This window comes from Pantoea sp. PNA 03-3 (assembly GCF_003201175.1).
GTDB classification, from domain to species: domain Bacteria; phylum Pseudomonadota; class Gammaproteobacteria; order Enterobacterales; family Enterobacteriaceae; genus Pantoea; species Pantoea stewartii.
Genome location: NZ_QICO01000004.1, coordinates 54502 through 76791, shown reverse-complemented (window position 1 = coordinate 76791; position 22290 = coordinate 54502). Strand labels below are relative to the sequence as shown.

At 55.2% G+C, this 22290-nt stretch carries 17 protein-coding genes; 13 read left to right on the top strand and 4 right to left on the bottom strand.

The features are described from left to right. Window positions 1-37 precede the first annotated feature (37 nt). The 3 genes from garL (at window position 38) to C7433_RS13355 (ending at window position 2921) form a co-directional block, all read left to right on the top strand. The gene (garL, locus tag C7433_RS13365; RefSeq protein ID WP_006120769.1) at window positions 38-808 is read left to right on the top strand and encodes a 2-dehydro-3-deoxyglucarate aldolase; all 771 of its coding nucleotides are present in this window, start codon (window positions 38-40) and stop codon (window positions 806-808) included. 18 nt (window positions 809-826) lie between these two features. Then, window positions 827-1711 (top strand): 2-hydroxy-3-oxopropionate reductase, encoded by an 885-nt coding sequence (gene garR / locus C7433_RS13360; protein WP_039338380.1) that lies wholly within the window; start codon window positions 827-829, stop codon window positions 1709-1711. A 73-nt stretch (window positions 1712-1784) separates the two neighbouring features. Continuing rightward, complete coding sequence (locus C7433_RS13355; RefSeq protein ID WP_006120767.1) at window positions 1785-2921, top strand: glycerate kinase; 1137 nt, start codon at window positions 1785-1787, stop codon at window positions 2919-2921. A 52-nt stretch (window positions 2922-2973) separates the two neighbouring features. Here C7433_RS13355 and barA read toward each other — a convergent pair whose 3' ends face one another. After that, complete coding sequence (gene barA, locus C7433_RS13350) at window positions 2974-5703, bottom strand: two-component sensor histidine kinase BarA (RefSeq protein WP_110268344.1); 2730 nt, start codon at window positions 5701-5703, stop codon at window positions 2974-2976. 87 nt (window positions 5704-5790) lie between these two features. Between barA and rlmD the strand changes: the two genes are divergently transcribed. From rlmD to queE, 7 genes are all read left to right on the top strand, one after another. Beyond that, entirely contained in the window at window positions 5791-7110 is a 1320-nt protein-coding gene (gene rlmD / locus C7433_RS13345) for a 23S rRNA (uracil(1939)-C(5))-methyltransferase RlmD (RefSeq protein WP_039338374.1), read from the top strand. Between the two features lie 32 nt (window positions 7111-7142). Continuing rightward, the gene (gene relA / locus C7433_RS13340; RefSeq protein ID WP_006120764.1) at window positions 7143-9374 is read left to right on the top strand and encodes a GTP diphosphokinase; all 2232 of its coding nucleotides are present in this window, start codon (window positions 7143-7145) and stop codon (window positions 9372-9374) included. Between the two features lie 89 nt (window positions 9375-9463). Continuing rightward, on the top strand, window positions 9464-10252 hold the full coding sequence (mazG, locus tag C7433_RS13335; RefSeq protein WP_033739678.1) for a nucleoside triphosphate pyrophosphohydrolase: 789 nt from the start codon (window positions 9464-9466) through the stop codon (window positions 10250-10252). A gap of 229 nt (window positions 10253-10481) precedes the next feature. Then, on the top strand, window positions 10482-12119 hold the full coding sequence (pyrG, locus tag C7433_RS13330; protein WP_006120762.1) for a glutamine hydrolyzing CTP synthase: 1638 nt from the start codon (window positions 10482-10484) through the stop codon (window positions 12117-12119). Window positions 12120-12195: 76 nt separating this feature from the next. Then, window positions 12196-13491, top strand: coding sequence for a phosphopyruvate hydratase (gene eno, locus C7433_RS13325; RefSeq protein ID WP_006120761.1), 1296 nt, complete (start codon window positions 12196-12198; stop codon window positions 13489-13491). A gap of 240 nt (window positions 13492-13731) precedes the next feature. Continuing rightward, window positions 13732-14847 (top strand): endonuclease/exonuclease/phosphatase family protein, encoded by a 1116-nt coding sequence (locus C7433_RS13320; protein WP_110268343.1) that lies wholly within the window; start codon window positions 13732-13734, stop codon window positions 14845-14847. Between the two features lie 125 nt (window positions 14848-14972). After that, window positions 14973-15644, top strand: coding sequence for a 7-carboxy-7-deazaguanine synthase QueE (gene queE / locus C7433_RS13315; protein ID WP_006120759.1), 672 nt, complete (start codon window positions 14973-14975; stop codon window positions 15642-15644). A gap of 33 nt (window positions 15645-15677) precedes the next feature. On the opposite strand, the gene C7433_RS13310 is transcribed toward queE, so the two are convergent. From C7433_RS13310 to C7433_RS13300, 3 genes are all read right to left on the bottom strand, one after another. Then, window positions 15678-16277: an inorganic diphosphatase gene (locus C7433_RS13310; RefSeq protein ID WP_039338364.1), complete on the bottom strand. Its 600-nt coding sequence runs from the start codon at window positions 16275-16277 to the stop codon at window positions 15678-15680. A 159-nt stretch (window positions 16278-16436) separates the two neighbouring features. After that, window positions 16437-16796 (bottom strand): 6-carboxytetrahydropterin synthase QueD, encoded by a 360-nt coding sequence (gene queD, locus C7433_RS13305; RefSeq protein WP_006120757.1) that lies wholly within the window; start codon window positions 16794-16796, stop codon window positions 16437-16439. 133 nt (window positions 16797-16929) lie between these two features. Next, window positions 16930-17757, bottom strand: coding sequence for an arylamine N-acetyltransferase (locus C7433_RS13300; RefSeq protein WP_058702184.1), 828 nt, complete (start codon window positions 17755-17757; stop codon window positions 16930-16932). A 276-nt stretch (window positions 17758-18033) separates the two neighbouring features. On the opposite strand from C7433_RS13300, the gene cysJ reads away from it, so the two are divergent. From cysJ to C7433_RS13285, 3 genes are read left to right on the top strand one after another with little or no spacing between them, the layout of a single operon-like run. After that, window positions 18034-19836, top strand: a complete 1803-nt coding sequence (cysJ, locus tag C7433_RS13295) for an NADPH-dependent assimilatory sulfite reductase flavoprotein subunit (RefSeq protein WP_058702183.1) — start codon at window positions 18034-18036, stop codon at window positions 19834-19836. Next, entirely contained in the window at window positions 19836-21557 is a 1722-nt protein-coding gene (gene cysI / locus C7433_RS13290) for an assimilatory sulfite reductase (NADPH) hemoprotein subunit (RefSeq protein WP_033739554.1), read from the top strand. Before cysJ ends, cysI begins: the two co-directional genes overlap by 1 nt. Then, window positions 21554-22285 carry a phosphoadenylyl-sulfate reductase gene (locus tag C7433_RS13285; protein ID WP_006120753.1) on the top strand — a complete coding sequence of 244 codons (732 nt, stop codon included), beginning with the start codon at window positions 21554-21556 and terminating at the stop codon, window positions 22283-22285. The genes cysI and C7433_RS13285 overlap by 4 nt, the downstream gene beginning before the upstream one ends. Window positions 22286-22290: the final 5 nt, after the last annotated feature.

Sequence of the window (22290 nt, the reverse complement as noted above, 5' to 3'; positions counted from 1 at the left end):
GCTTCCTGCAGGAAACCCGTTTCACAGGAGTAAAACCATGAGTAATACAGCCTGGCGCAATGAATTTCGCCATCGCCTGCTGGCAGGTGAAACCCTGATTGGCAGTTGGTGTGCCCTGGCGAATCCCCTTTCGACTGAAGTCCTGGGGCTGGCCGGATTTGACTGGCTGGTGCTGGACGGCGAGCACGCGCCTAACGATATCACCACCTTTGTGCCTCAACTGATGGCGCTGAAAGGCAGCGATAGTGCGCCGGTTGTGCGTCCACCCTGTAACGAGCCGGTGATTATTAAACGCCTGCTGGATATTGGTTTTAACAACATTCTGGTGCCCTTCGTCGAGAACGAAGACGAGGCCAGACGTGCGGTCGCCTCGACGCGTTATCCGCCTGCGGGGATTCGCGGCGTATCCGTTTCACATCGCAGCAATATGTACGGCACCATGCCAGCGTACAACAGCACTATCAACGACAACATTACGGTGTTAGTCCAGATAGAAACGCAGCAGGCCGTGGACAACATCGATGCTATCGCGGCCGTTGAGGGCGTGGACGGGATCTTTGTCGGACCGGGCGATCTGTCCGCCGCGCTGGGTTATCTCGGCCAGCCTGCGCACCCGGCGGTATTGCCCGTCATCAAACACATCTTTGAACGGGCAAAAGCTGCCAACAAACCCAGCGGGATTCTGGCGCCGGTCGAGGCCGACGCCCGCCGCTACCTCGAGTGGGGCGCGACCTTTGTTGCTGTGGGTAGCGATCTCGGTGTTTTCCGCAGTGCCACGCAGGCGTTGTGTGACAAATTTAAAACGTAATCATCCAGGAGAGACGCAATGAAAATTGGCTTTATTGGCCTTGGGATTATGGGCAAACCTATGAGTAAAAACCTGCTGAAGGCGGGTTATTCACTGGTCGTGCGGGATCATCATGCCGAAAACGAGGCCGAGCTGGTCGCGCTGGGTGCGACAACGGCCAGCAACGCGAAAGAGATTGCCGGGCAGTGCGATGTGGTCATCACCATGGTGCCGAACTCGCCGCAGGTCAAAGAGGTTTGTCTGGGTGAAAATGGCATTATCAATGGGGCAAAACCCGGTCTGATTGTCATCGATATGAGCTCAATCGCCCCACTGGCAAGCCGGGAAATCCATGATGCGCTGGCGGCAAAACAGATCCGTATGCTGGATGCGCCGGTCAGCGGCGGCGAACCCAAAGCCATCGAAGGCACGTTGTCGGTGATGGTGGGCGGCGATAAAGCGGTGTTTGACCAGTGTTACGACATCATGAAAGCCATGGCGGGCTCGGTCGTGCATACCGGCGATATCGGTGCCGGTAACGTGACCAAGCTGGCCAATCAGGTGATTGTGGCGCTGAATATTGCCGCGATGTCAGAAGCGCTGTCACTGGCGACCAAAGCCGGTGTCAATCCGGAGCTGGTCTATCAGGCTATACGTGGCGGTCTGGCAGGAAGCACCGTGCTGGATGCGAAAGCACCGATGGTGATGGACCGCAATTTTAAACCCGGCTTCCGTATCGATTTACATATTAAAGATCTGGCTAACGCACTGGATACCTCACATGACATTGGTGCTCCTCTGCCACTGACAGCGGCGGTGATGGAGATGATGCAGGCACTGCGTAACGACGGACAGGGAACCGCCGACCACAGCGCGCTGGCCTGCTATTATGAAAAGTTAGCAAACGTCGAAATTTCGCGCTAAGGGTTGCCCGGTATCTGCGGATGCCGGGCGAATGTCCTTCCCTTACCGTCAAACCATACCGCCTGGATTGCTTATGAAAATCGTCATCGCACCGGATTCATATAAAGAAAGTCTCTCTGCCCTGGATGTGGCGTCGGCAATCGAAGCGGGATTTCGCGAGATTTTCCCCGATGCGCATTATGTGAAAATACCGGTCGCTGATGGCGGTGAAGGCACGGTTGAAGCGATGGTCGCTGCAACCCAGGGAAAAAAGATCAGGTTACAGGTGACCGGTCCACTGGGGGAACCTGTGGAGGCGTTCTATGGGGTGTCGGGCAACGACGAGACCGCCTATATCGAGATGGCCGCCGCCAGTGGCCTGGAGCTGGTCCCGGCGGCGCGGCGCGACCCATTGATTACCACTTCGTTTGGCACAGGTGAACTGATCAAAAACGCGCTGGATAAAGGGGTAAAGCACATCATTATTGGCATTGGTGGCAGCGCCACCAATGACGGCGGCGCAGGAATGATGCAGGCGCTGGGTGCACGTTTGCTGGATAAGCAAGGTGAAGAGATTGGCCCAGGCGGCGGCGCGCTGCCGCATCTGGCCCGCATTGATATTTCCCGCCTGGACAGCCGTATCCGGGCGTGCCGTTTCGAAGTGGCCTGTGATGTGACCAATACGCTGACAGGCGATGACGGTGCGTCGGCGGTCTTTGGCCCGCAAAAGGGCGCAACACCTGAACGGGTGGCACTGCTCGATAAGGCGCTGACGCACTATGCTGCGATGATTCAGCGCGATCTGGGCATGGATGTCCTGCAGGTCAGCGGTGGCGGTGCCGCAGGGGGAATGGGGGCCGCGCTGTATGCATTTTGCCAGGCGGCCCTGCGCCCCGGTATTGAAATCGTTACAGAAGCGCTCGGGCTGGCGGCGCAGTTGCAGGACGCCCAACTGGTGATTACGGGCGAAGGGCGCATAGACAGTCAGAGTATCAATGGCAAAGTGCCGATTGGCGTCGCGAAAGTTGCAAAGCGGTTTGGTCTTCCGGTGATTGGCATTGCCGGTAGCCTGACGGACGATGTCGGCGTCGTTCATCAACATGGCATTGATGCGGTATTCAGCGTGCTATACCGTATCTGTTCGCTGGATGAAGCGCTGGATGGCGCACGCAACAATGTGCGGCTTACTGCACGCAATGTGGCGGCCACCCTGAAAATCGGGGGTTTTTAAACGCTAATTTGTCGGCCCCTGGCGTTCAGGGGCCTGCTGACTGACCGGCCTTTCACGGCATAGCGAGCACGCGGCGCGCCTGTCTGGCCACATTTTCCATCTCATCCTGCAGCTCCAGCAACTCCGGCTCCAGCGCCTCAATATCACTGGCCTGATGCAGTTCTTTTTCCAGTTTACGACAGAGTTGCTTCATCCGCGGTACGCCGCTGTAACTGGCGCTGCCGTGAAGTTTATGGATAATTTCCCGCAAGGCAACCGCATCGTTTTCAGCCATGTACTGTACGATCTTAGCGTGCACTTCCGGCAAAAATTCCAGCAGCATTCGCAATAAATCCCGCGCTAAATCAGGTTTGTTGGCCGCCTGACGCAACGCCAGTTTCCAGTCCAGCGTGGGCAGGATCTGGGGAACCTCGGGCACAGTGCTGGCCGGGCTGGGCATATAACGCGTCAACACCTGACTGAGCTTATTTTCATCAATAGGCTTAGCAAGATAGTCGTTCATGCCGGCCCGGATCAGGTGCTCACGTTCACCATCGATCGCGTGCGCGGTTACAGCGACGATCGGCGTGTTGGCATGGTTTGGCAGCGTGCGGATAATTTCACTGGCGCGAATGCCATCGATGTCGGGCATCTGGATATCCATTAAAATCACGTCCAGTGCTTGCCGGTGGGCGACGTGGATGGCCTGCTCGGCGTTATTGCACAGGATGCTGTGCTCAACCTGTTCTTCCAGCAGTGCGCCGATCAGCTTGAGATTCGCAGGATTATCATCCACCGCCATGACGGTTAACGGCAGACGCGGCGAGGAAGAGGTATCGTTACTGTGGCGGGCATGCAGCTCCAGCAGCATGGGCAGTAAACGTGTTTGTGAGACAGGTTTGGCAATACAGCCGTCAATGCCACGTACTTTTAGCTCATCGGCCAGTAACATCATTGGGCTTGGCAGCGCCATGATGACCTGATCGGCGCGTTCCAGCAGCGAATTGATAAACCGGCTTTCCAGCACCTGCGACTGGCTGGCATCGACAGGCATCGCCATCAGCAACAGGGGATAACGCGGCTGACTCAGGCCTTCCAGCGTTAAGCTATGCTCTACCTGCAACGGCGTCGCGCCTAAAATCTCGACGACTGCGCTGGCAACATCGGGATTCGCTTCCACATAGGCCATGCGGGTGTTCGATAGTGCGTCAAGGACGCGCGGCATACTCGGTGCATTCGGATTGAGATCAAGTTTCACGCGCACCCAAAAGGTGGAACCGTGATTCTGGCGGCTGACGAAGGTGATCTCCCCGTTCATTTCCTGCACCAGTTTCTGGGTGATCACCAGTCCCAGCCCCGATCCGCCGTGGCGACGGGAAATGCTGGCATCCGCCTGGCGAAAAGCCTGAAACAGCTGCGCCTGCTGTTCTTCGGAAATGCCTATCCCCGTATCACGCACCTGAATCTCCAGCTCAACCTGGGTTGCCGTAAGGGTATGTTGCTCAACCCGTAAATTGATGGTGCCTTTTTCGGTGAACTTAATCGCATTGCCCATCAGGTTAATCAGGATTTGCTGCAGGCGAAGCGCGTCACCGATCACGTTGTCGGGGACGTTGTTATCGCATACCACCGTCAACTCCAGCTTCTTTTCGTGGGCCGATGGGGCCAGCAAAACCAGCGTTTCATCCAGCGTGGCGCGAAGCGGGAAAGGAATGGATTCCAGCATCAGCTTTCCGGCTTCCAGCTTCGAGAAATCCAGTACGTCATTGATAATCGACAGCAGGTTATTGGCCGAACGTTCAATCGTCAGCATATAGTCACGCTGGGTGGTTCGCAGCGGCGTTTTCAGCATTTGACGGGTAAAGCCCAGCACGCCATTCAGCGGCGTGCGCAGTTCATGGGACATGTTCGCCAGGAATTCGGATTTGATGCGGGCAGCTTCCTGGGCACGTTTTTTGGCCAGATCCAGCTCAACGTTTTGAATTTCGAGCTGCTCCAGCGTTTCCCGCAGGTCCCAGGTCGCCTGATCGATGTTGTGCTGCATCTCTTCGTGGTAGGCGGTAAGCGACATCGCCATGGCATTGATCCCATTCTTCAGGATGCTCAGCTCGCCCAGCATGTGGCCTTCCACCCGGCTGTCCAGTTGCCCACGACGAATCCGGTCAACGGTGCTGACCATATTGCGAATGGGGCCAGTAACGTCCCGCATCAGGCGATAGGCAAACAACATGGCAATACACAGGCAGAACAGCAGCATCAGGGTGGCAATAAAGACTTCCCGGTATTGCTGTAAACGCACGGACTGCAAATCCAGCTCTATCGCCACGTAGCCCAGCGGATTCCCGGCGGGCTTGGCATCCTGTCCGGGCAATTCATCCACCGCGTAACGCTCGGAGGTGATGGGTTTGCGCAGGATCAACAGGTTGCCGCTGCCCTCCAGGGAAACATCCTCGGGCAGCGCCTGGATCGCCTGCTTTGTCTTCAGGCTGAGGTTTTGGTTGGTGTTGGAGGTGACGTAGAGCTGGTTATTATCATCAAAAACAGAAATGGCCCGTACAATGCCGGAATGGCGGCGATGGAGTAAACTCACCAGTTCACGCAGCGCATCACGATTGTGCCAGGTCATGCTGTATTCTGTGGAGACCGCCAGCGGTTCAATGATATTTGCCCCCGCCTCAATCACCTGGCGCTGTAATTCATTGTAGCGATGCACCACAAAAAATGAGCTGAGCAGTAAGCCTACCATTAGCGTAGGCGCCAGGATTAAAATCATCATTCGCGCCCGCAGGCTGTATTTAGTCATAATAGTCGCCTGCTGTTTCGGCCTGAACGTCCCTGTGCACGTCGCTGAAATGGATGCACATCGAATTTAAAGAGAAAGAACTACACTATGGCGCAATTTTATTCCGCAAAACAGCGCGTGACGACCCGAAAAAGGCTGACCGTCACTATCGAAGACCTGGATCCTTTCGGTCAGGGCGTGGCCCGGCACAAAGGAAAAACCCTGTTTGTCGCGGGTGCGCTGCCCGGCGAACAGGCGGAAGTCACCCTGCTGGAGGAGAAGCGCCAGTATGCTCGCGCCAAAACAGAGCGTCTGTTGAACCACAGCCCGTCACGGGTTGAACCTCGCTGTCCGCATTTTAGCCGCTGTGGTGGCTGCCAACAGCAACATGTTGATGAGCCGCTACAGCAGCAGAGTAAAGCGCGTGCGCTGGCACGAATGCTTACTCAGGCAGCAAAGCAGCCGATCACGGTGGATGAGATCATCGCCGGTCCTGCCTGGGGCTATCGCCGCCGTGCCCGCCTTGGCCTGCAGTGGCACAGCAAAACACAGCAGCTTCAGATGGGCTTTCGCCAGGAAGCCACCAACGATCTGGTCGATATCCAGCAGTGCCCCGTTTTGGTGCCCCAACTTGAGGCGCTGATTATTCCGCTGCGCAATTGTCTCACTACGCTTAATGCTGTCAACCGTTTAGGCCATGTCGAACTGGTGCTGGCTGATAACGGGCCGGTGATGTTATTGCGTCATCTGGATGCATTAACTGCTGACGATATGGCAAAACTGGAACGGTTTTCGCATCAGCATCAGCTCATGCTGTTTTTGGATGATGGCGGCGAGGCACTGCGCGCAATCAGTGAACAACGCCCGTTTTATCATTCACACCAGCTTACGCTAACCTTCAGTCCACAGGATTTTATTCAGGTTAACGATACGGTGAATCAGCAGATGGTCGCCAGGGCAATCGCGTGGCTGGATTTACAGCCTGACGATCGTGTGCTGGACCTGTTTTGCGGCATGGGAAACTTTACGCTCCCTGTAGGAAAAACGGTACAAAATGCCGTAGGTGTGGAGGGCGTTGCAGCATTAGTCCAGCAGGCAGAGTATAATGCTGAGGTCAATGATCTTAAAAACGTCAGATTTTTTCAGCACAATCTGGAAGACGATGTTTCGCGTCAGCCCTGGGCGACGCAAGGCTTTAACAAGGTGTTACTCGATCCGGCGCGGGCCGGGGCGGCGGGTGTCATGTCCCATGTCGTCAAACTATCACCACAGCGTGTGGTCTATGTGTCGTGTAATCCTGTAACACTCGCGCGTGACAGCGAAACACTGTTGTCGGCGGGCTACCAATTGGAAAGGGTCGCGATGCTGGATATGTTTCCGCATACCCGTCATCTCGAATCCATGGTGCTGTTCAGAAAAAAAACATAAGTGTCCGGCAGGGGCGCTGTGCAGGAGAGGATATGGTTGCGGTCAGAAGTGCACATTTAAATACGGAAGGGGAATTTGCCCTCGACCAGTGGATCGCCAGTCTTGGCGTGGCTAACCCGCAATCATGTGAACGTCTTGCTGAAACCTGGCGCTATTGTGAGGCGCAGACGCAAGGCCATCCCGACCAGTCGCTGCTGCTGTGGCGCGGTATTGAGATGGTGGAAATCCTCTCAATGCTCAGCATGGACATTGAAAGCCTGTGCGCGGCACTGATTTTCCCGCTCGCCAATGACGAAGTGGTCAGCGAAGAAGAGCTGGAAAAAACCGTCGGCAAAGGCATCGTTTCGCTGGTACATGGCGTGCGCGATATGGATGCGATTCGCCAGTTGAAAGCCATTCATAACGATTCAATGGCCTCAGAGCAGGTGGATAACGTGCGCCGCATGCTGCTGGCGATGGTGGAAGATTTCCGCTGCGTGGTGCTTAAGCTGGCAGAGCGCATTATGAACCTGCGCGAGGTGAAGGATGCACCGGAAGACGAACGCGTTCTGGCCGCCAAAGAAAGCACCAATATTTACGCGCCGCTGGCCAACCGGCTGGGCATCGGCCAGCTGAAATGGGAGCTGGAAGATTACTGCTTCCGCTATCTGCATCCCGAAGAATACAAACGCATTGCGAAACTGTTGCACGAACGTCGTATCGATCGTGAGCAATATATCGATAACTTTGTCGTTAACCTGCGTAAAGAGATGGCGAAAGAGGGCGTTCGTGCCGAAGTGTACGGCCGTCCCAAACATATCTACAGCATCTGGCGCAAGATGCAGAAAAAATCGCTCGCCTTTGATGAGCTGTTCGACGTGCGCGCGGTGCGTATTGTGGCTGAGCGTTTACAGGACTGCTATGGCGCGCTCGGTACGGTACATACGCTGTACCGCCATCTGCCCAGTGAATTCGACGATTACGTCGCTAACCCGAAGCCTAACGGCTATCAGTCCATTCATACGGTGGTGCTGGGACCGCAGGGTAAAACCGTTGAGATCCAGATTCGTACGCGTCAGATGCATGAGGACGCGGAACTCGGCGTCGCGGCACACTGGAAATACAAAGAAGGCCCGTCGTCCAGCCATGCCCGTGGGGCGGCAGGCCATGAAGAACGCATTGCCTGGTTACGTAAGCTGATCTCCTGGCAGGAAGAGATGGCCGATTCCGGCGAGCTGCTGGAAGAGGTCCGCAGTCAGGTGTTTGATGACCGCGTCTACGTCTTTACCCCGAAAGGCGATGTGGTCGATTTGCCCGCCGGTTCTACGCCGCTGGACTTTGCCTACCATATCCACAGCGATATCGGCCATCGCTGCATCGGTGCCAAAATCGGTGGGCGCATCGTGCCCTTTACCTATCAGTTGCAGATGGGCGACCAGGTTGAAGTCATCACACAAAAACAGCCGAATCCGAGCCGCGACTGGCTGAACCCGAATTTAGGATTCATCACTACCAGCCGTGGCCGCGCCAAAATTCACAACTGGTTCCGTAAGCAGGATCGCGATAAAAACATTCTCGCCGGTCGCCAGATTCTGGACAACGAGCTGAACCAGATGGATATCAGCCTGCGTGAAGCCGAGAAGCTGCTGCTGCCGCGCTATAACGTCACTTCGCTGGACGAGTTACTGGCCGCCATTGGCGGCGGGGATATTCGTCTGCACCAGATGGTGAATTTCCTGCAGGCCAAACTTAATAAGCCGACGGCGGAAGAACAGGACCGTGAAGCCCTGCGTCAGCTGACGCAAAAATCGCACGCGCCGTCTGCCCGCAAGGAAAGTGGTCGCGTCGTGGTGGAAGGCGTGGGCAACCTCATGCACCATATCGCACGCTGCTGTCAGCCTATCCCGGGCGATGATATCGTCGGCTTTATCACCCACGGACGCGGTATTTCCATTCACCGTGCCGACTGCGATCAGCTGTCGGAGCTGATCTCCAACGCGCCAGAGCGCATCGTCGATGCCGTATGGGGCGAAAGCTACTCCAGCGGCTATTCGCTGGTGGTGCGCGTCACGGCTAACGATCGCAGCGGGCTGTTGCGCGATATCACCACGATTCTCGCCAACGAAAAGGTCAACGTGCTCGGCGTATCGAGCCGCAGCGATACCAAAAAACAGCTCGCCACCATTGATATGGACATCGAGATTTACAATCACCAGGTCCTGGGGCGCGTGCTGTCTCGCCTCAATCAGGTACCTGACATCATCGATGCCCGCCGCCTGCACTAACCTGTCATCAGGCGCACGTTTTGACCGACGTGCGCCTGGCTGCTTTTATCACCGCGTTTATGCCAACGAAACACCGGAAGGATTACCCTATGACGTCAATTGATCGCCTGCTGGGCATTATGAAAACCCTGCGCGATCCGCAACAGGGCTGCCCGTGGGATCGCGAGCAGACCTTTGCCACCATCGCGCCTTATACCCTGGAAGAAACCTACGAAGTGCTGGATGCGATCCAGCGCGAAGACTTCGACGATCTGCGGGGGGAGCTGGGCGATCTGCTGTTTCAGGTGGTGTTTTATGCCCAGATGGCACAGGAGCAGGGGCGCTTTAATTTTGATGATATCTGCCATGCCATCAGTGACAAGCTGGAACGTCGCCATCCGCATATTTTTGCGGAAGGCACCGCCGGGAACAGTGCTGAGGTGTTGAAAAACTGGGAGGCGATAAAAAGCGCGGAACGGGCAGAGAAAGCCCAGCATTCGGCACTGGACGATATTCCAAAAGCGCTGCCTGCGCTGATGCGCGCTCATAAAATTCAAAAGCGTTGCCACAATGTGGGCTTTGACTGGACCACGCTGGGCCCGGTGGTCGACAAGGTGCATGAAGAGATCGATGAGGTGATGCATGAGGCGCAGCAAAGCGTCGTCGACCCGCAAAAGCTGGAAGAAGAGATCGGCGATTTACTGTTTGCGACGGTTAACCTCTCGCGTCACTTGGGCAGCAAAGCCGAAATCGCGCTACAGAAGGCCAACGATAAGTTTGAACGCCGTTTCCGTGCGGTGGAAGCAATCATTACTGCACAGGGACTGTCTATGCCTGGCGCCACGCTGGAACAAATGGAAGCGGCCTGGCAGCAGGTAAAAGCCGACGAAAAACGCTGATTATTCCAGCGCTGCGCATAAAGTGCGCGCTCGGGCTTACTCGATTCAGCTTCGCGTCAACTTTGTGATGTACGTCAACATTTTGTTAACCGCTATCCGCTAAGGTACGCGCAGCAATGCGTGAGGAGAGGGATGTGATTCATCAATTGTGGCTGATGGCGGTTTCCAGTATACTGTTTTCCCGTCCTGGTTATTCCACCGTCTTTAAACCTAAACTCTCAGGTTCAGCATGACAACGAATTATATTTTTGTGACCGGCGGGGTCGTTTCCTCTCTGGGTAAAGGCATTGCCGCAGCCTCCCTCGCAGCCATTCTCGAAGCGCGTGGTCTGAACGTGACCATCATGAAACTGGATCCGTACATTAACGTCGATCCGGGTACCATGAGCCCGACACAGCACGGTGAAGTATTCGTCACTGATGATGGGGCCGAAACCGATCTGGATTTGGGTCACTATGAGCGCTTCATCCGCACGAAAATGTCGCGCCGCAACAACTTCACCACTGGCCGTATCTACTCGGAAGTCCTGCGCAAAGAGCGCCGTGGCGACTATCTGGGTGCCACGATTCAGGTCATTCCGCATATTACTAATGCGATTAAAGAGCGCATCATCGAAGGTGGCGAAGGTCACGACGTCGTGCTGGTCGAAATCGGCGGTACGGTCGGTGATATCGAATCCCTGCCGTTCCTGGAAGCGATTCGTCAGATGGCCGTCGACGTGGGCCGCGAACACACGATGTACATGCACCTGACGCTGGTGCCTTACATGGCGGCAGCGGGCGAGGTCAAAACCAAGCCGACGCAGCACTCTGTAAAAGAACTGCTCTCTATCGGTATTCAGCCAGATGTCCTGATCTGCCGTTCCGATCGGGCGGTGCCGGCCAACGAGCGTGGCAAAATTGCCCTGTTCTGTAACGTGCCAGAAAAAGCCGTTATTTCGCTGAAAGACGTCGATTCCATCTACAAAATTCCAGGCATGCTGAAATCGCAGGGTCTGGATGACTATATCTGTAAGCGTTTCAATCTGAATGCTCCGGAAGCCAATCTGGCCGAGTGGGAGCAGGTGATTTATGAAGAAGCGAACCCGGGCGGCGAAGTCACCATTGGTATGGTGGGCAAATATGTCGAACTGCCGGATGCGTATAAATCTGTTATTGAAGCCCTGAAGCACGGCGGGCTGAAGAATCGCGTTACCGTCAACATCAAGCTGATCGACTCCCAGGACGTAGAAACCCGCGGTGTCGAATTGCTGAAAGATTTAGATGCCATTCTGATTCCGGGTGGGTTTGGTTACCGCGGTGTCGAAGGCAAGCTGATGACGGCGAAATATGCCCGCGAAAACAACGTGCCTTATCTCGGCATCTGTCTTGGCATGCAGGTTGCCCTGATGGAGTTCGCGCGCAATGTTGCCGGTATGGAAGGCGCAAACTCCACAGAATTTGTGCCAGACTGTAAGTACCCGGTGGTCGCCTTGATCACCGAATGGCGTGACGAAGAAGGTAACGTTGAAGTCCGTTCTGAGCAGAGCGATCTGGGCGGTACCATGCGTCTTGGCAGCCAGCAGTGCCAGTTGACCCCAGAAAGCAAGGTTCGCCAGCTGTACGGTTCTGACACGATTGTTGAGCGCCATCGTCACCGCTACGAAGTAAATAATATGCTGCTGAAGCAAATTGAAGCAGCGGGTTTACGCGTGGCAGGACGTTCTGGCGACGATCAGTTGGTTGAGATCATTGAGATCCCGAACCATCCATGGTTTATTGCTTGCCAGTTCCACCCTGAGTTCACATCGACGCCACGCGATGGTCATCCGTTGTTTGCCGGGTTTGTGAAGGCAGCACATGAGCATCAGAAGCGTTTAGCGAAATAAGTTTAACGAACAACGCGCGAACTTTTCGCGCGTTGTTTGTCTTAGGATTGACTAACTTGTACTGAGGAAAATCGTAATGGCCAAAATCGTAAAAGTCATCGGTCGCGAAATTATCGACTCACGTGGCAACCCAACTGTTGAAGCTGAAGTGCACCTGGAAGGCGGCTTCGTAGGCCTGGCTGCAGCACCATCAGGTGCCTCTACCGGTTCTCGTGAAGCACTGGAACTGCGTGACGGTGACAAATCTCGCTTCCTGGGCAAAGGCGTAACTAAAGCGGTTGCTGCGGTTAACGGTCCGATTGCTGAAGCGGTAAAAGGCAAAGACGCGAAAGATCAGGCGAACATCGATAAAATCATGATCGACCTGGACGGTACTGAGAACAAATCTAACTTCGGTGCTAACGCCATTCTGGCTGTTTCACTGGCTGCGGCAAAAGCGGCGGCAGCCTCTAAAGGTCAGGCGCTGTATGAGCACATCGCTGAACTGAACGGCACCCCAGGCAAATATTCTATGCCACTGCCTATGATGAACATCATCAACGGTGGTGAGCACGCGGACAACAACGTCGACATTCAGGAATTCATGATTCAGCCTGTCGGCGCATCAAGCGTGAAAGAAGCGATCCGCATGGGTTCAGAAGTGTTCCACAACCTGGCGAAAGTGCTGAAAAGCAAAGGTATGAGCACAGCGGTAGGTGACGAAGGTGGCTATGCGCCAAACCTGGGTTCTAACGCCGAAGCGCTGGCGGTTATCGCGGAAGCGGTAAAAGCAGCAGGCTATGAGCTGGGTAAAGATATCACCCTGGCAATGGACTGTGCGGCATCTGAATTCTACAAAGATGGCAAATACGTGCTGGCCGGTGAAGGCGGTAAGGCCTTCACCTCTGAAGAGTTCACCCACTTCCTGGAAGATCTGACGAAGCAGTATCCGATCGTTTCTATCGAAGATGGCCTGGACGAATCTGACTGGGATGGCTTCGCCTACCAGACCAAAGTGCTGGGCGACAAAATCCAGCTGGTAGGTGACGACCTGTTCGTTACCAACACGAAGATCCTGAAAGAAGGTATCGAGAAAGGCATCGCGAACTCCATCCTGATCAAATTCAACCAGATCGGTTCACTGACCGAAACCCTGGCTGCGATTAAAATGGCGAAAGACGCAGGCTACACCGCTGTGATCTCTCACCGTTCAGGTGAAACCGAAGATGCGACCATCGCTGACCTGGCGGTCGGTACTGCTGCAGGCCAGATCAAAACCGGTTCAATGAGCCGTTCTGACCGTGTTGCGAAGTACAACCAGCTGATCCGTATCGAAGAAGCGCTGGGTTCAAAAGCGCCCTTCAACGGTCTGAAAGAAGTAAAAGGCCAGTAAGTTTACTGACTTCTGACTTCTGACTTCTGATGAAAACCCGCCCACGTGGCGGGTTTTTTTATGCCTTTGCCGTCAGGCTTCCTCACCTTTTTCTGCGACGTCTATGCTGTTTACATCTGTGCTTAACACAACCCACCGATACTGACGCTGTATACATGAATCTGACGCATCCTGTTGCTCGCCTGAGGCGCATGAATCACCGCTTTCAGGCAAAGTTTAACTGGCTGAAGGAGAAAACCTGTGAGGCTGGCTTCGTATAACGTTGAAAACCTGTTTGATCGCGCCAGAGCGATGAATCAGAACGAATGGCGTGCAGGAAAACCGGTACTCGAAAAATTCGCCGAGCTGAATGCCCTGCTGGGGCAGGCTGAGTATACCGACGCGATGAAAAAACAGATGGTTGAACTGATGGTGGCGCTGGGACTGCAAAAGTCAGACACCGGGCCTTTTGTTCTCCTGCGGCGCAACCGGGGTAAACTGTTGACCCGACCCACAGACAACAGCGGCATTCGCATTATCGCCAATGGCCGTGCTGACTGGGTCGGATCGCTGGAACTGCGACGTGCGCCGATAGACGAGATTGCTATGGGATTAACGGCGCAGGTCATGACAGATCTCAGGGCGGATATCCTGACGGTCGTGGAAGCAGAAAGCCGCCCCGCGTTGCTGGAATTTAATAACACGATGCTGCCTGCCCGCGGCGGCACGCCGTTTAATCATGTGATGGTGATTGATGGCAACGATGAGCGGGGCATTGATGTCGGGCTAATGAGCGCGGCAGACTTTGCTATCGACACAATCCGAAGTCATGTCGATGACAAAGATAAACAGGGCGAGCTGATTTTCTCGCGCGACTGTCCCGAATTCACGATTCCTTTGCCCGACGGTCAAACCCTGCTTGTGCTGGTTAACCATTTTAAAAGCAAAGGGTACGGTGCAAAAGCCACCTCTGACGCCCGCCGTAAACGGCAGGCGGAGCGGGTCAAAGCGATATATCAGCAACGCATTAAAGACGGGCAAACCCTGATCGCGATCACGGGCGATTTTAACGACACGCCAGACAGCGAGGCCTTATCGCCGTTGCTGAAGGACACCGACCTGAAAGATATCTTTACCCATGAAAAGTTTGATAACGGTGGCTATCCCGGTACCTGGGGCGGTTGCAGCGCCAGTAATAAAATTGACTATATTTTGCTGTCGCCCGCCCTGTGGAAAAAGGTCGAAAAAGGCGGCGTGTGGCGCAAAGGGATGTGGCCCGGTGTTCGCCCGGTAAAATGGGAAACCTATCCCGAACTGAAAAAAGAGGTGAATGCGGCGTCTGATCATGCGGCGGTGTGGGTGGATCTGGCCCTCTGATCCCGCCTGCTGTCCTCCTGTCGCCTGGCGCGTTCACAGCAGATCGCGTCGGTTCAGCATCACCTGACATGATCTCAGCGCTGAGTTCTGCGATAATCGCGTTTTAAAACTTCACAGAGATGATTATGCAGTACCCGATTAACGAAATGTTCCAGACGCTGCAAGGCGAAGGCTATTACACCGGCGTGCCGGCGATTTTCATCCGCTTACAGGGATGTCCGGTAGGATGCAGTTGGTGTGACACCAAACACACCTGGGAAAAACAGGCGGATCGGGAAACAGCATTAGGCGATATTCTGGTTAAAACGGTGGAAAGCGATGCCTGGGGCAACGCGGATGTGCCAATGCTGCTCAGCAGCATCGCGCAACAGGGCTGGACGGCCCGTCACATTGTGATCACCGGCGGAGAACCGGCCATCTACGATTTGCGCCCACTGACCGACGCGCTGGAAGCCGCAGGGTTTCAGTGCCAGATCGAAACCAGCGGGACCCACGAAATCCACTGCTCTGCACAAACCTGGGTGACCGTGTCGCCGAAGGTTAATATGCGCGGCGGTTATGATGTCCTGGCACAGGCGCTGAGCCGTGCAGATGAGATCAAACATCCGGTAGCACGGCAACGTGATGTGGAGGCCTTAGACGATTTACTGGCCGGGATTCAGGACACGAAAGCGCGCATTATTGCGCTGCAGCCGATCAGTCGCAAAGATGATGCGACCAAACTGTGTATCGAAACCTGCATTGCGCGCAACTGGCGCCTGTCGATGCAGACGCATAAATACCTGAATATTGCCTGACAGCAAAAAGGCGGCCCTGGCCGCCTTTTTCATTTACTGTTTCGCTTTCCAGGTTTCATAAGCCTGCTTAATCTCCGCTTTTGCGGCGTTCGCGTCTTCAAACCCTTTCAGCTCAACCTTCTTACGGCCCTCGGGCAGTTCCTTGTAAACGCGAAAAAAAGCCTCCAGCCGCTGCTGCTCCATTTTGGGCAAATCGGCTACCGTCTGAATCGCATCATAGGTTGGATCGACATGACTGGCGGGTACGGCGACAATTTTGTCATCCACTTCGCCGCCGTCGATCATTTTCAGTACGCCAATCGGGCGCAGTTTAATGAGTGTCCCGGGGGCGAGTGGGGCGCGCGTATAGAAGATCACATCCAGCGGATCGTTATCACCGCCCAGTGATTGCGTCAGCGAACCGTAGTTAGCCGGATACGCAACCGGCATGGACTGAAAACGGTCGGCAACGATGAAACCGGTTTTCGCATCGGTTTCATATTTAATGATGCCGCCTGCCGGAATTTCCGTGACGGCATAGAAGGCATCCGGCAGCGTTTCGGGTTGCGGGAAGTTAAGGATGTTTTCCGCCTGGACGGCGGCAGAGGCAGTGATAAAAACGGACAAGGCCAGAAAAGGCTTTCTCAGGTTCATTGTTGATTCTCTTGATCTTTAATGAAGGAGAGAACAGCCTGGTCGGTAAAGATGACAGCGGGATGACAGCCGACGGAACGTTACAATGCACATGTCAGCAACCCTGCCGACTGATCAACCCTGTGTCCGATCAGCCGCCCGTTGGCGAAGGGCGGCCGGTTAACCGCGGTAGGTACAGCCTGCGGTGCAGGTTTCTTTGATCATGACCGCGCTCAGCAACGGCAGGCGAGGCTTCATATGATCCCAAATCCATTTGGCCAGCACTTCGCTGGTCGGATTCTCCAGTCCCGGAATGTCATTGAGGTAATAATGATCAAGCCGGTCATAAAGGGGTTTAAAGGCCGCTTTCAGTTCAGCAAAATCCATCACCCAGCCGGTATGCGCATCCACTTCGCCGGTGATTTCCAGACGCACCAGGAAGGAGTGACCGTGCAAACGACCGCATTTGTGTCCGGCCGGTACATTAGGTAAATGGTGTGCGGCTTCGAACTGGAACTCTTTAAATAACGTGGTAGACATAATCGCTCTCAGGCATTAAAAACGGGCCGAATTCTACCTGAAAAGCAGCTTTTTCGCACCCGTTAAGCGCAGTTTGCTCAGACAATCGCCAGAATGGTTAAGCGCATCAGGGCGTTAACCCGGCATAAAGCCGTTAACCGTTGTGCGACACGTCGGCGGGAAGACGCGCCACGATTTCTTCGGCGATACCGAAATGTTCAATTAACAACTGATGTTGTTGTGATTGTGACAGCGGCGTGAAGCTTTCGCTTCCGTCCTGGGCTCTTACTACCTGCTCACCTTTAACGATGCCGGTGAGTGTTTCATGACCTGCCCGACGAATCAGCAGTGCACCGTCAAAGCGACTGGTGTTGCGGCTTTTTTGATGGCGCGCCTGAAAGTCAGCGAAGGGGATATTAAGCGCCAGGAGCTGACAATCCAGCCTTGCCCGACCTAACGGCTTCCAGTTAATCAACCAACTGTCGCCCTGCTGATGAACCTGCGTGCCCCAGACGGGATGCGCATACTCTGCTACCTCAAGCGGCAGCGGATGGCCATGAAGCATCGTAGCATCCACCACCAGAGGACGATCGTCGAGGGTGACCAACAGCAGACCATGACCGGGAGAATCGACGGGGGACGGACGCGAGGACAGCATCCTGGATACACCGAGTTGCGCACGAAATCCTAGTTGCATGAGCAGCGCAAAGAGTGCGCCATGACCGGCCCAGCAGGTGCCGCCAGTGCCGAATTGTAGCCAGTGCGTGAAAAAATCGTCGGCCGTAGTGCCGGGCAACGGTTGGGAAGGAGGATCGTTCGCGAGAATGCGCCGGCGGATATTGTCGAAGGGCACCTTCTGGCACCAGGCGCGGTAAAGCGCCTGAAGTCCGGCCGCATCTGGGGCAGGGGAGTGATCCAGGCCCAGTTTATCCAGGATTCGCTCTGTCAGCGCAGGCGATAATGCAGTTACTGTCTCAGGCACCCGATCCTCTCGTATCGTCGCTTTGGCAATTCGTTATGCCACGTATTCAGGGCAATCACCCGCCATTAATCAGAGCGGGAAGGATGATTACCTGAGTCTGTTGATGACTGTCAGGATTACCACTTTTAACGATTAATTGTATCTGAAAAACCATTTAGTCATTTTGGTTATTTGATATGTCGAAGGCGTCTTTAATCGTTAATATAGCTGGCTGTACCCTTCTCTCTCTTCCGCCACTATTCGGTCCGGATTTCTGCTACTGGAATTTTTATCGCGATGACGACTCAGGCCCCAGGTTCACTGCTTCCGCTCTCTCCGGAGCAACTTGCCCGTTTAGAGGCAGCAACGACAGATTTTTCCACCACTCAAATGGCGTGGCTCTCCGGCTACTTCTGGGGCAAAGTCAATCATGCGCCGGGTCAGGCGGTGGCCAGCGCTCCGGCACAGCCTGAAGCGCCCGCGATTACGCTGCTTTCCGCCTCGCAAACCGGCAACGCCCGTCGGGTGGCTGAACAGCTCCGCGATGACCTGCAGGCCGCAAAGCTGACCGTGAATCTGGTGAACGCCGGCGACTACAAATTTAAACAAATCGGCCAGGAAAAGCTGCTGATTGTGGTGACCTCCACGCAAGGGGAAGGCGAGCCGCCGGAAGAAGCCGTTGCGCTGCATAAATTCCTGATGTCGAAAAAAGCGCCCAAAATGGACGGTGCGGCTTTTGCCGTACTGGGTCTGGGCGACACCTCCTATGAATTCTTCAGCAAGGCGGGCAAAGATTTCGATACACGGCTGGCTGAGCTGGGGGCGGAACGCCTGCTGGATCGGGTTGATGCCGATGTTGACTATGCTGAGCAGGCCAGCGCCTGGCGCCTGGCGCTCACCGACATTCTGAAAGCACGGGTCCCGACGGCCTCGCCCGCACAGGCGGCGGCAACCGTGGCGGGCAGCGTCAATGAAGTGTCCACCAGCCCCTATTCCAAAACGCAGCCCCTCAGCGCGAGTTTATCGGTCAATCAGAAAATCACCGGCCGCGATTCGGATAAAGACGTCCGCCATATCGAAATTGATTTGGGCGATTCCGGTTTGCGCTACCAGCCCGGCGATGCGCTGGGCGTCTGGTATGAAAACGATGCCGCGTTGGTCAGCGAACTGCTGGAGCTGGTGTGGTTAAAAGGCGATGAGCCGGTTGACGTACAGGGCCAGACGCTGCCGCTGGCAGAGGCGCTGCAGAAACATTTCGAGTTAACGGTCAACACCGCGCAAATTGTGGCGCAGTACGCCACTTTATCCCGCAACGATGAACTGCTGTCGCTGGTGGATGACAAAGCTAAACTTCAACAGTACGCGCAACGTTATCCGATTGTCGATATGGTTCGCCTGGCGCCTGCGCAACTGACGGCTGAGCAGCTGACCGGTCTGCTGCGTCCCTTAACCCCGCGCTTGTATTCGATTGCCTCTTCGCAGGCGGAGACCGATACCGAAGTGCATATCACCGTGGGTGCGGTACGTTTTGATATCGAAGGACGGCAGCGCGGCGGCGGCGCATCAACCTGGCTGGCAGACCGTGTTGAAGAAGACGGCGAAGTCCGGGTGTTTATCGAACATAATGATAACTTCCGCCTGCCGGAGAATCCCGATGCACCTGTGATCATGATTGGTCCGGGCACCGGAATCGCCCCGTTCCGCGCCTTTATGCAACAGCGTGATAACGATGGGGCCAGCGGGAAAAACTGGCTGTTCTTTGGCAATCCGCACTTTACGGATGACTTTCTGTATCAGGTGGAATGGCAGAAATATGTTAAAGACGGCCTGTTAACGCACATCGATCTGGCCTGGTCGCGCGATCAGGCAGAGAAAATATACGTACAAGATAAAATCCGCGCAAAGGGTGCGGAAGTCTGGCGCTGGATTCAGGATGGCGCGCACCTGTATGTCTGCGGCGATGCAAATCGCATGGCAAGAGACGTTGAGCAGGCGTTACTGGATGTGGTGGTCGAGCACGGTGCTATGGATCGTGAAACGGCTGACGAATTTTTAAGTGAGCTGCGCATTGAGCGCCGCTATCAGCGAGACGTTTACTAATGACTGAAAAATACCCTGGACCGCTGGTGGTTGAAGGCAAACTGACAGATGCAGAGCGGTTAAAAAAAGAGAGCAATTATCTGCGTGGAACCATTCTTGACGATCTTGAGGATGGACTGACCGGTGGTTTCAGCGGCGACAACTTCCTGCTGATCCGTTTTCACGGCATGTACCAGCAGGATGATCGCGATATTCGCGCAGAACGCGCCGAGCAAAAGCTGGAACCGCGCCATGCCATGATGCTGCGCTGCCGCCTGCCGGGTGGGATTATTACGCCGACCCAGTGGCTGGCGATCGATAAGTTTGCCACCGAGAAAACGCTTTACGGCAGCATTCGTCTGACGAACCGTCAGACGTTCCAGTTTCACGGCATCCTGAAAAAGAACGTCAAACCTACGCATCAGATGTTGCACGAAGTGGGGCTGGATGCGCTGGCGACGGCGAATGACGTTAACCGTAACGTCCTGTGTACCTCCAACCCGGTGGAATCCGCGTTGCATCAGGAAGCCTACGAATGGGCGAAAAAGCTGTCAGAACATCTGCTGCCGCAAACCCGCGCCTATGCTGAGATCTGGTGGGATCAGGAGAAAGTCGCCACAACCGACGAAGAGCCGATCCTGGGGGAAACCTACCTGCCGCGTAAGTTTAAAACCACGGTGGTGATCCCGCCGCACAATGATGTCGATCTGCACGCTAACGATCTGAACTTTATTGCCATTGCGGAAAACGGCAAGCTGGTCGGCTTTAACCTGCTGGTGGGCGGCGGTTTGTCCATTGAGCACGGTAACAAAGCGACCTATGCCCGTACCGCCAGCGAATTCGGCTATTTTCCGGTAGAGAAGATTCTGGACGTCGCCGCGGCGGTGGTTACCACGCAGCGCGACTGGGGCAACCGTACCGATCGTAAAAACGCTAAAACCAAATACACGCTGGAGCGCGTGGGCGTTGACACCTTTAAGGCCGAAGTTGAGAAGCGCGCCGGTGTGACGTTTGAGCCGACGCGCCCTTATGAATTCACTACACGCGGCGATCGTTTCGGCTGGATCAAAGGTATCGACAACAAATGGCATCTGACGCTGTTCATTGAAAACGGCCGTCTGCTGGATTATCCGGGACGTCCGTTAAAAAGCGGCATCGCCGAAATCGCCAAAATTCATCAGGGCGATTTCCGCCTGACCGCCAACCAGAATCTGATCGTGGCGGGCGTGCCAGAAAGCCAGAAAGCGCAGATTGAGGCGATTGCCCGTGAACATGGCCTGATGGAAAACGTGACGCCGCAGCGAGAAAACTCAATGGCCTGCGTGGCGTTTCCGACCTGTCCACTGGCTATGGCGGAGGCTGAGCGTTTCCTGCCGTCTTTCGTCACCCGGGTTGAAGCGATCATGCACAATCACGGCGTCGGTGAAGAGCACATCGTGCTACGCGTTACCGGTTGTCCGAACGGCTGTGGCCGTGCGATGCTGGCAGAAGTGGGCCTGGTCGGGAAAGCGCCAGGGCGTTACAACCTGCACATTGGGGGTAACCGTATCGGCACGCGCATCCCACGTATGTACCGTGAAAACATTACCGAACCTGAAATTCTCGCCACAATTGATGAGCTGGTAGGGCGCTGGGCGAAAGAGCGCGAGGCCGCAGAAGGCTTTGGCGACTTCGTGATCCGTGCGGGCATCGTTGCTCCGGTGCTGGACCCTGCGCGCGACTTCTGGCAGGAGGCAAAATGAGTATCGATCTTGCAGCACTGAATGCGATGTCGAAGGTCCAGCGCGCGATGGCACTGGCCGCGACGAATGCCCAACTGGAAAAAGCCTCTGCGGAAGAACGCGTAAGCTGGGCACTGGAAAACCTGCCGGGTGCTTATGTGCTCTCGTCCAGCTTTGGTATTCAGGCTGCCGTATCGCTACATCTGGTCACGCGTGTGCAACCCGATATTCCGGTTATCCTCACAGATACGGGCTATCTGTTTCCGGAAACGTATCGCTTTATAGATGAGCTGGCCGACCAGCTCAATCTCAACCTGAAGGTGTTCCGCGCCGAAACGTCGCCTGCCTGGCAGGAAGCGCGTTATGGCAAGCTGTGGGAACAAGGGGTTGAAGGCATTGAGCAGTACAACCAAATCAACAAAGTTGAGCCGATGAACCGGGCACTGGAAACGCTGGGCGCCCAGACCTGGTTTGCGGGCCTGCGTCGCGATCAGTCAGGCAGTCGTGCCAGTCTGCCGGTACTGGGCGTTCAGCGCGGTGTGTTTAAAGTGCTGCCGATTATTGACTGGGATAACCGCCAGGTTCATCAGTATCTGCAAACCCATAATCTGAAATACCATCCGTTGTGGGACGAAGGCTACCTGTCGGTGGGAGATACGCACACCACGCGTAAGTGGGAGCCGGGCATGGCGGAAGAAGAAACACGTTTCTTTGGCCTGAAACGCGAGTGCGGCTTGCACGAAGGCTGATGAAG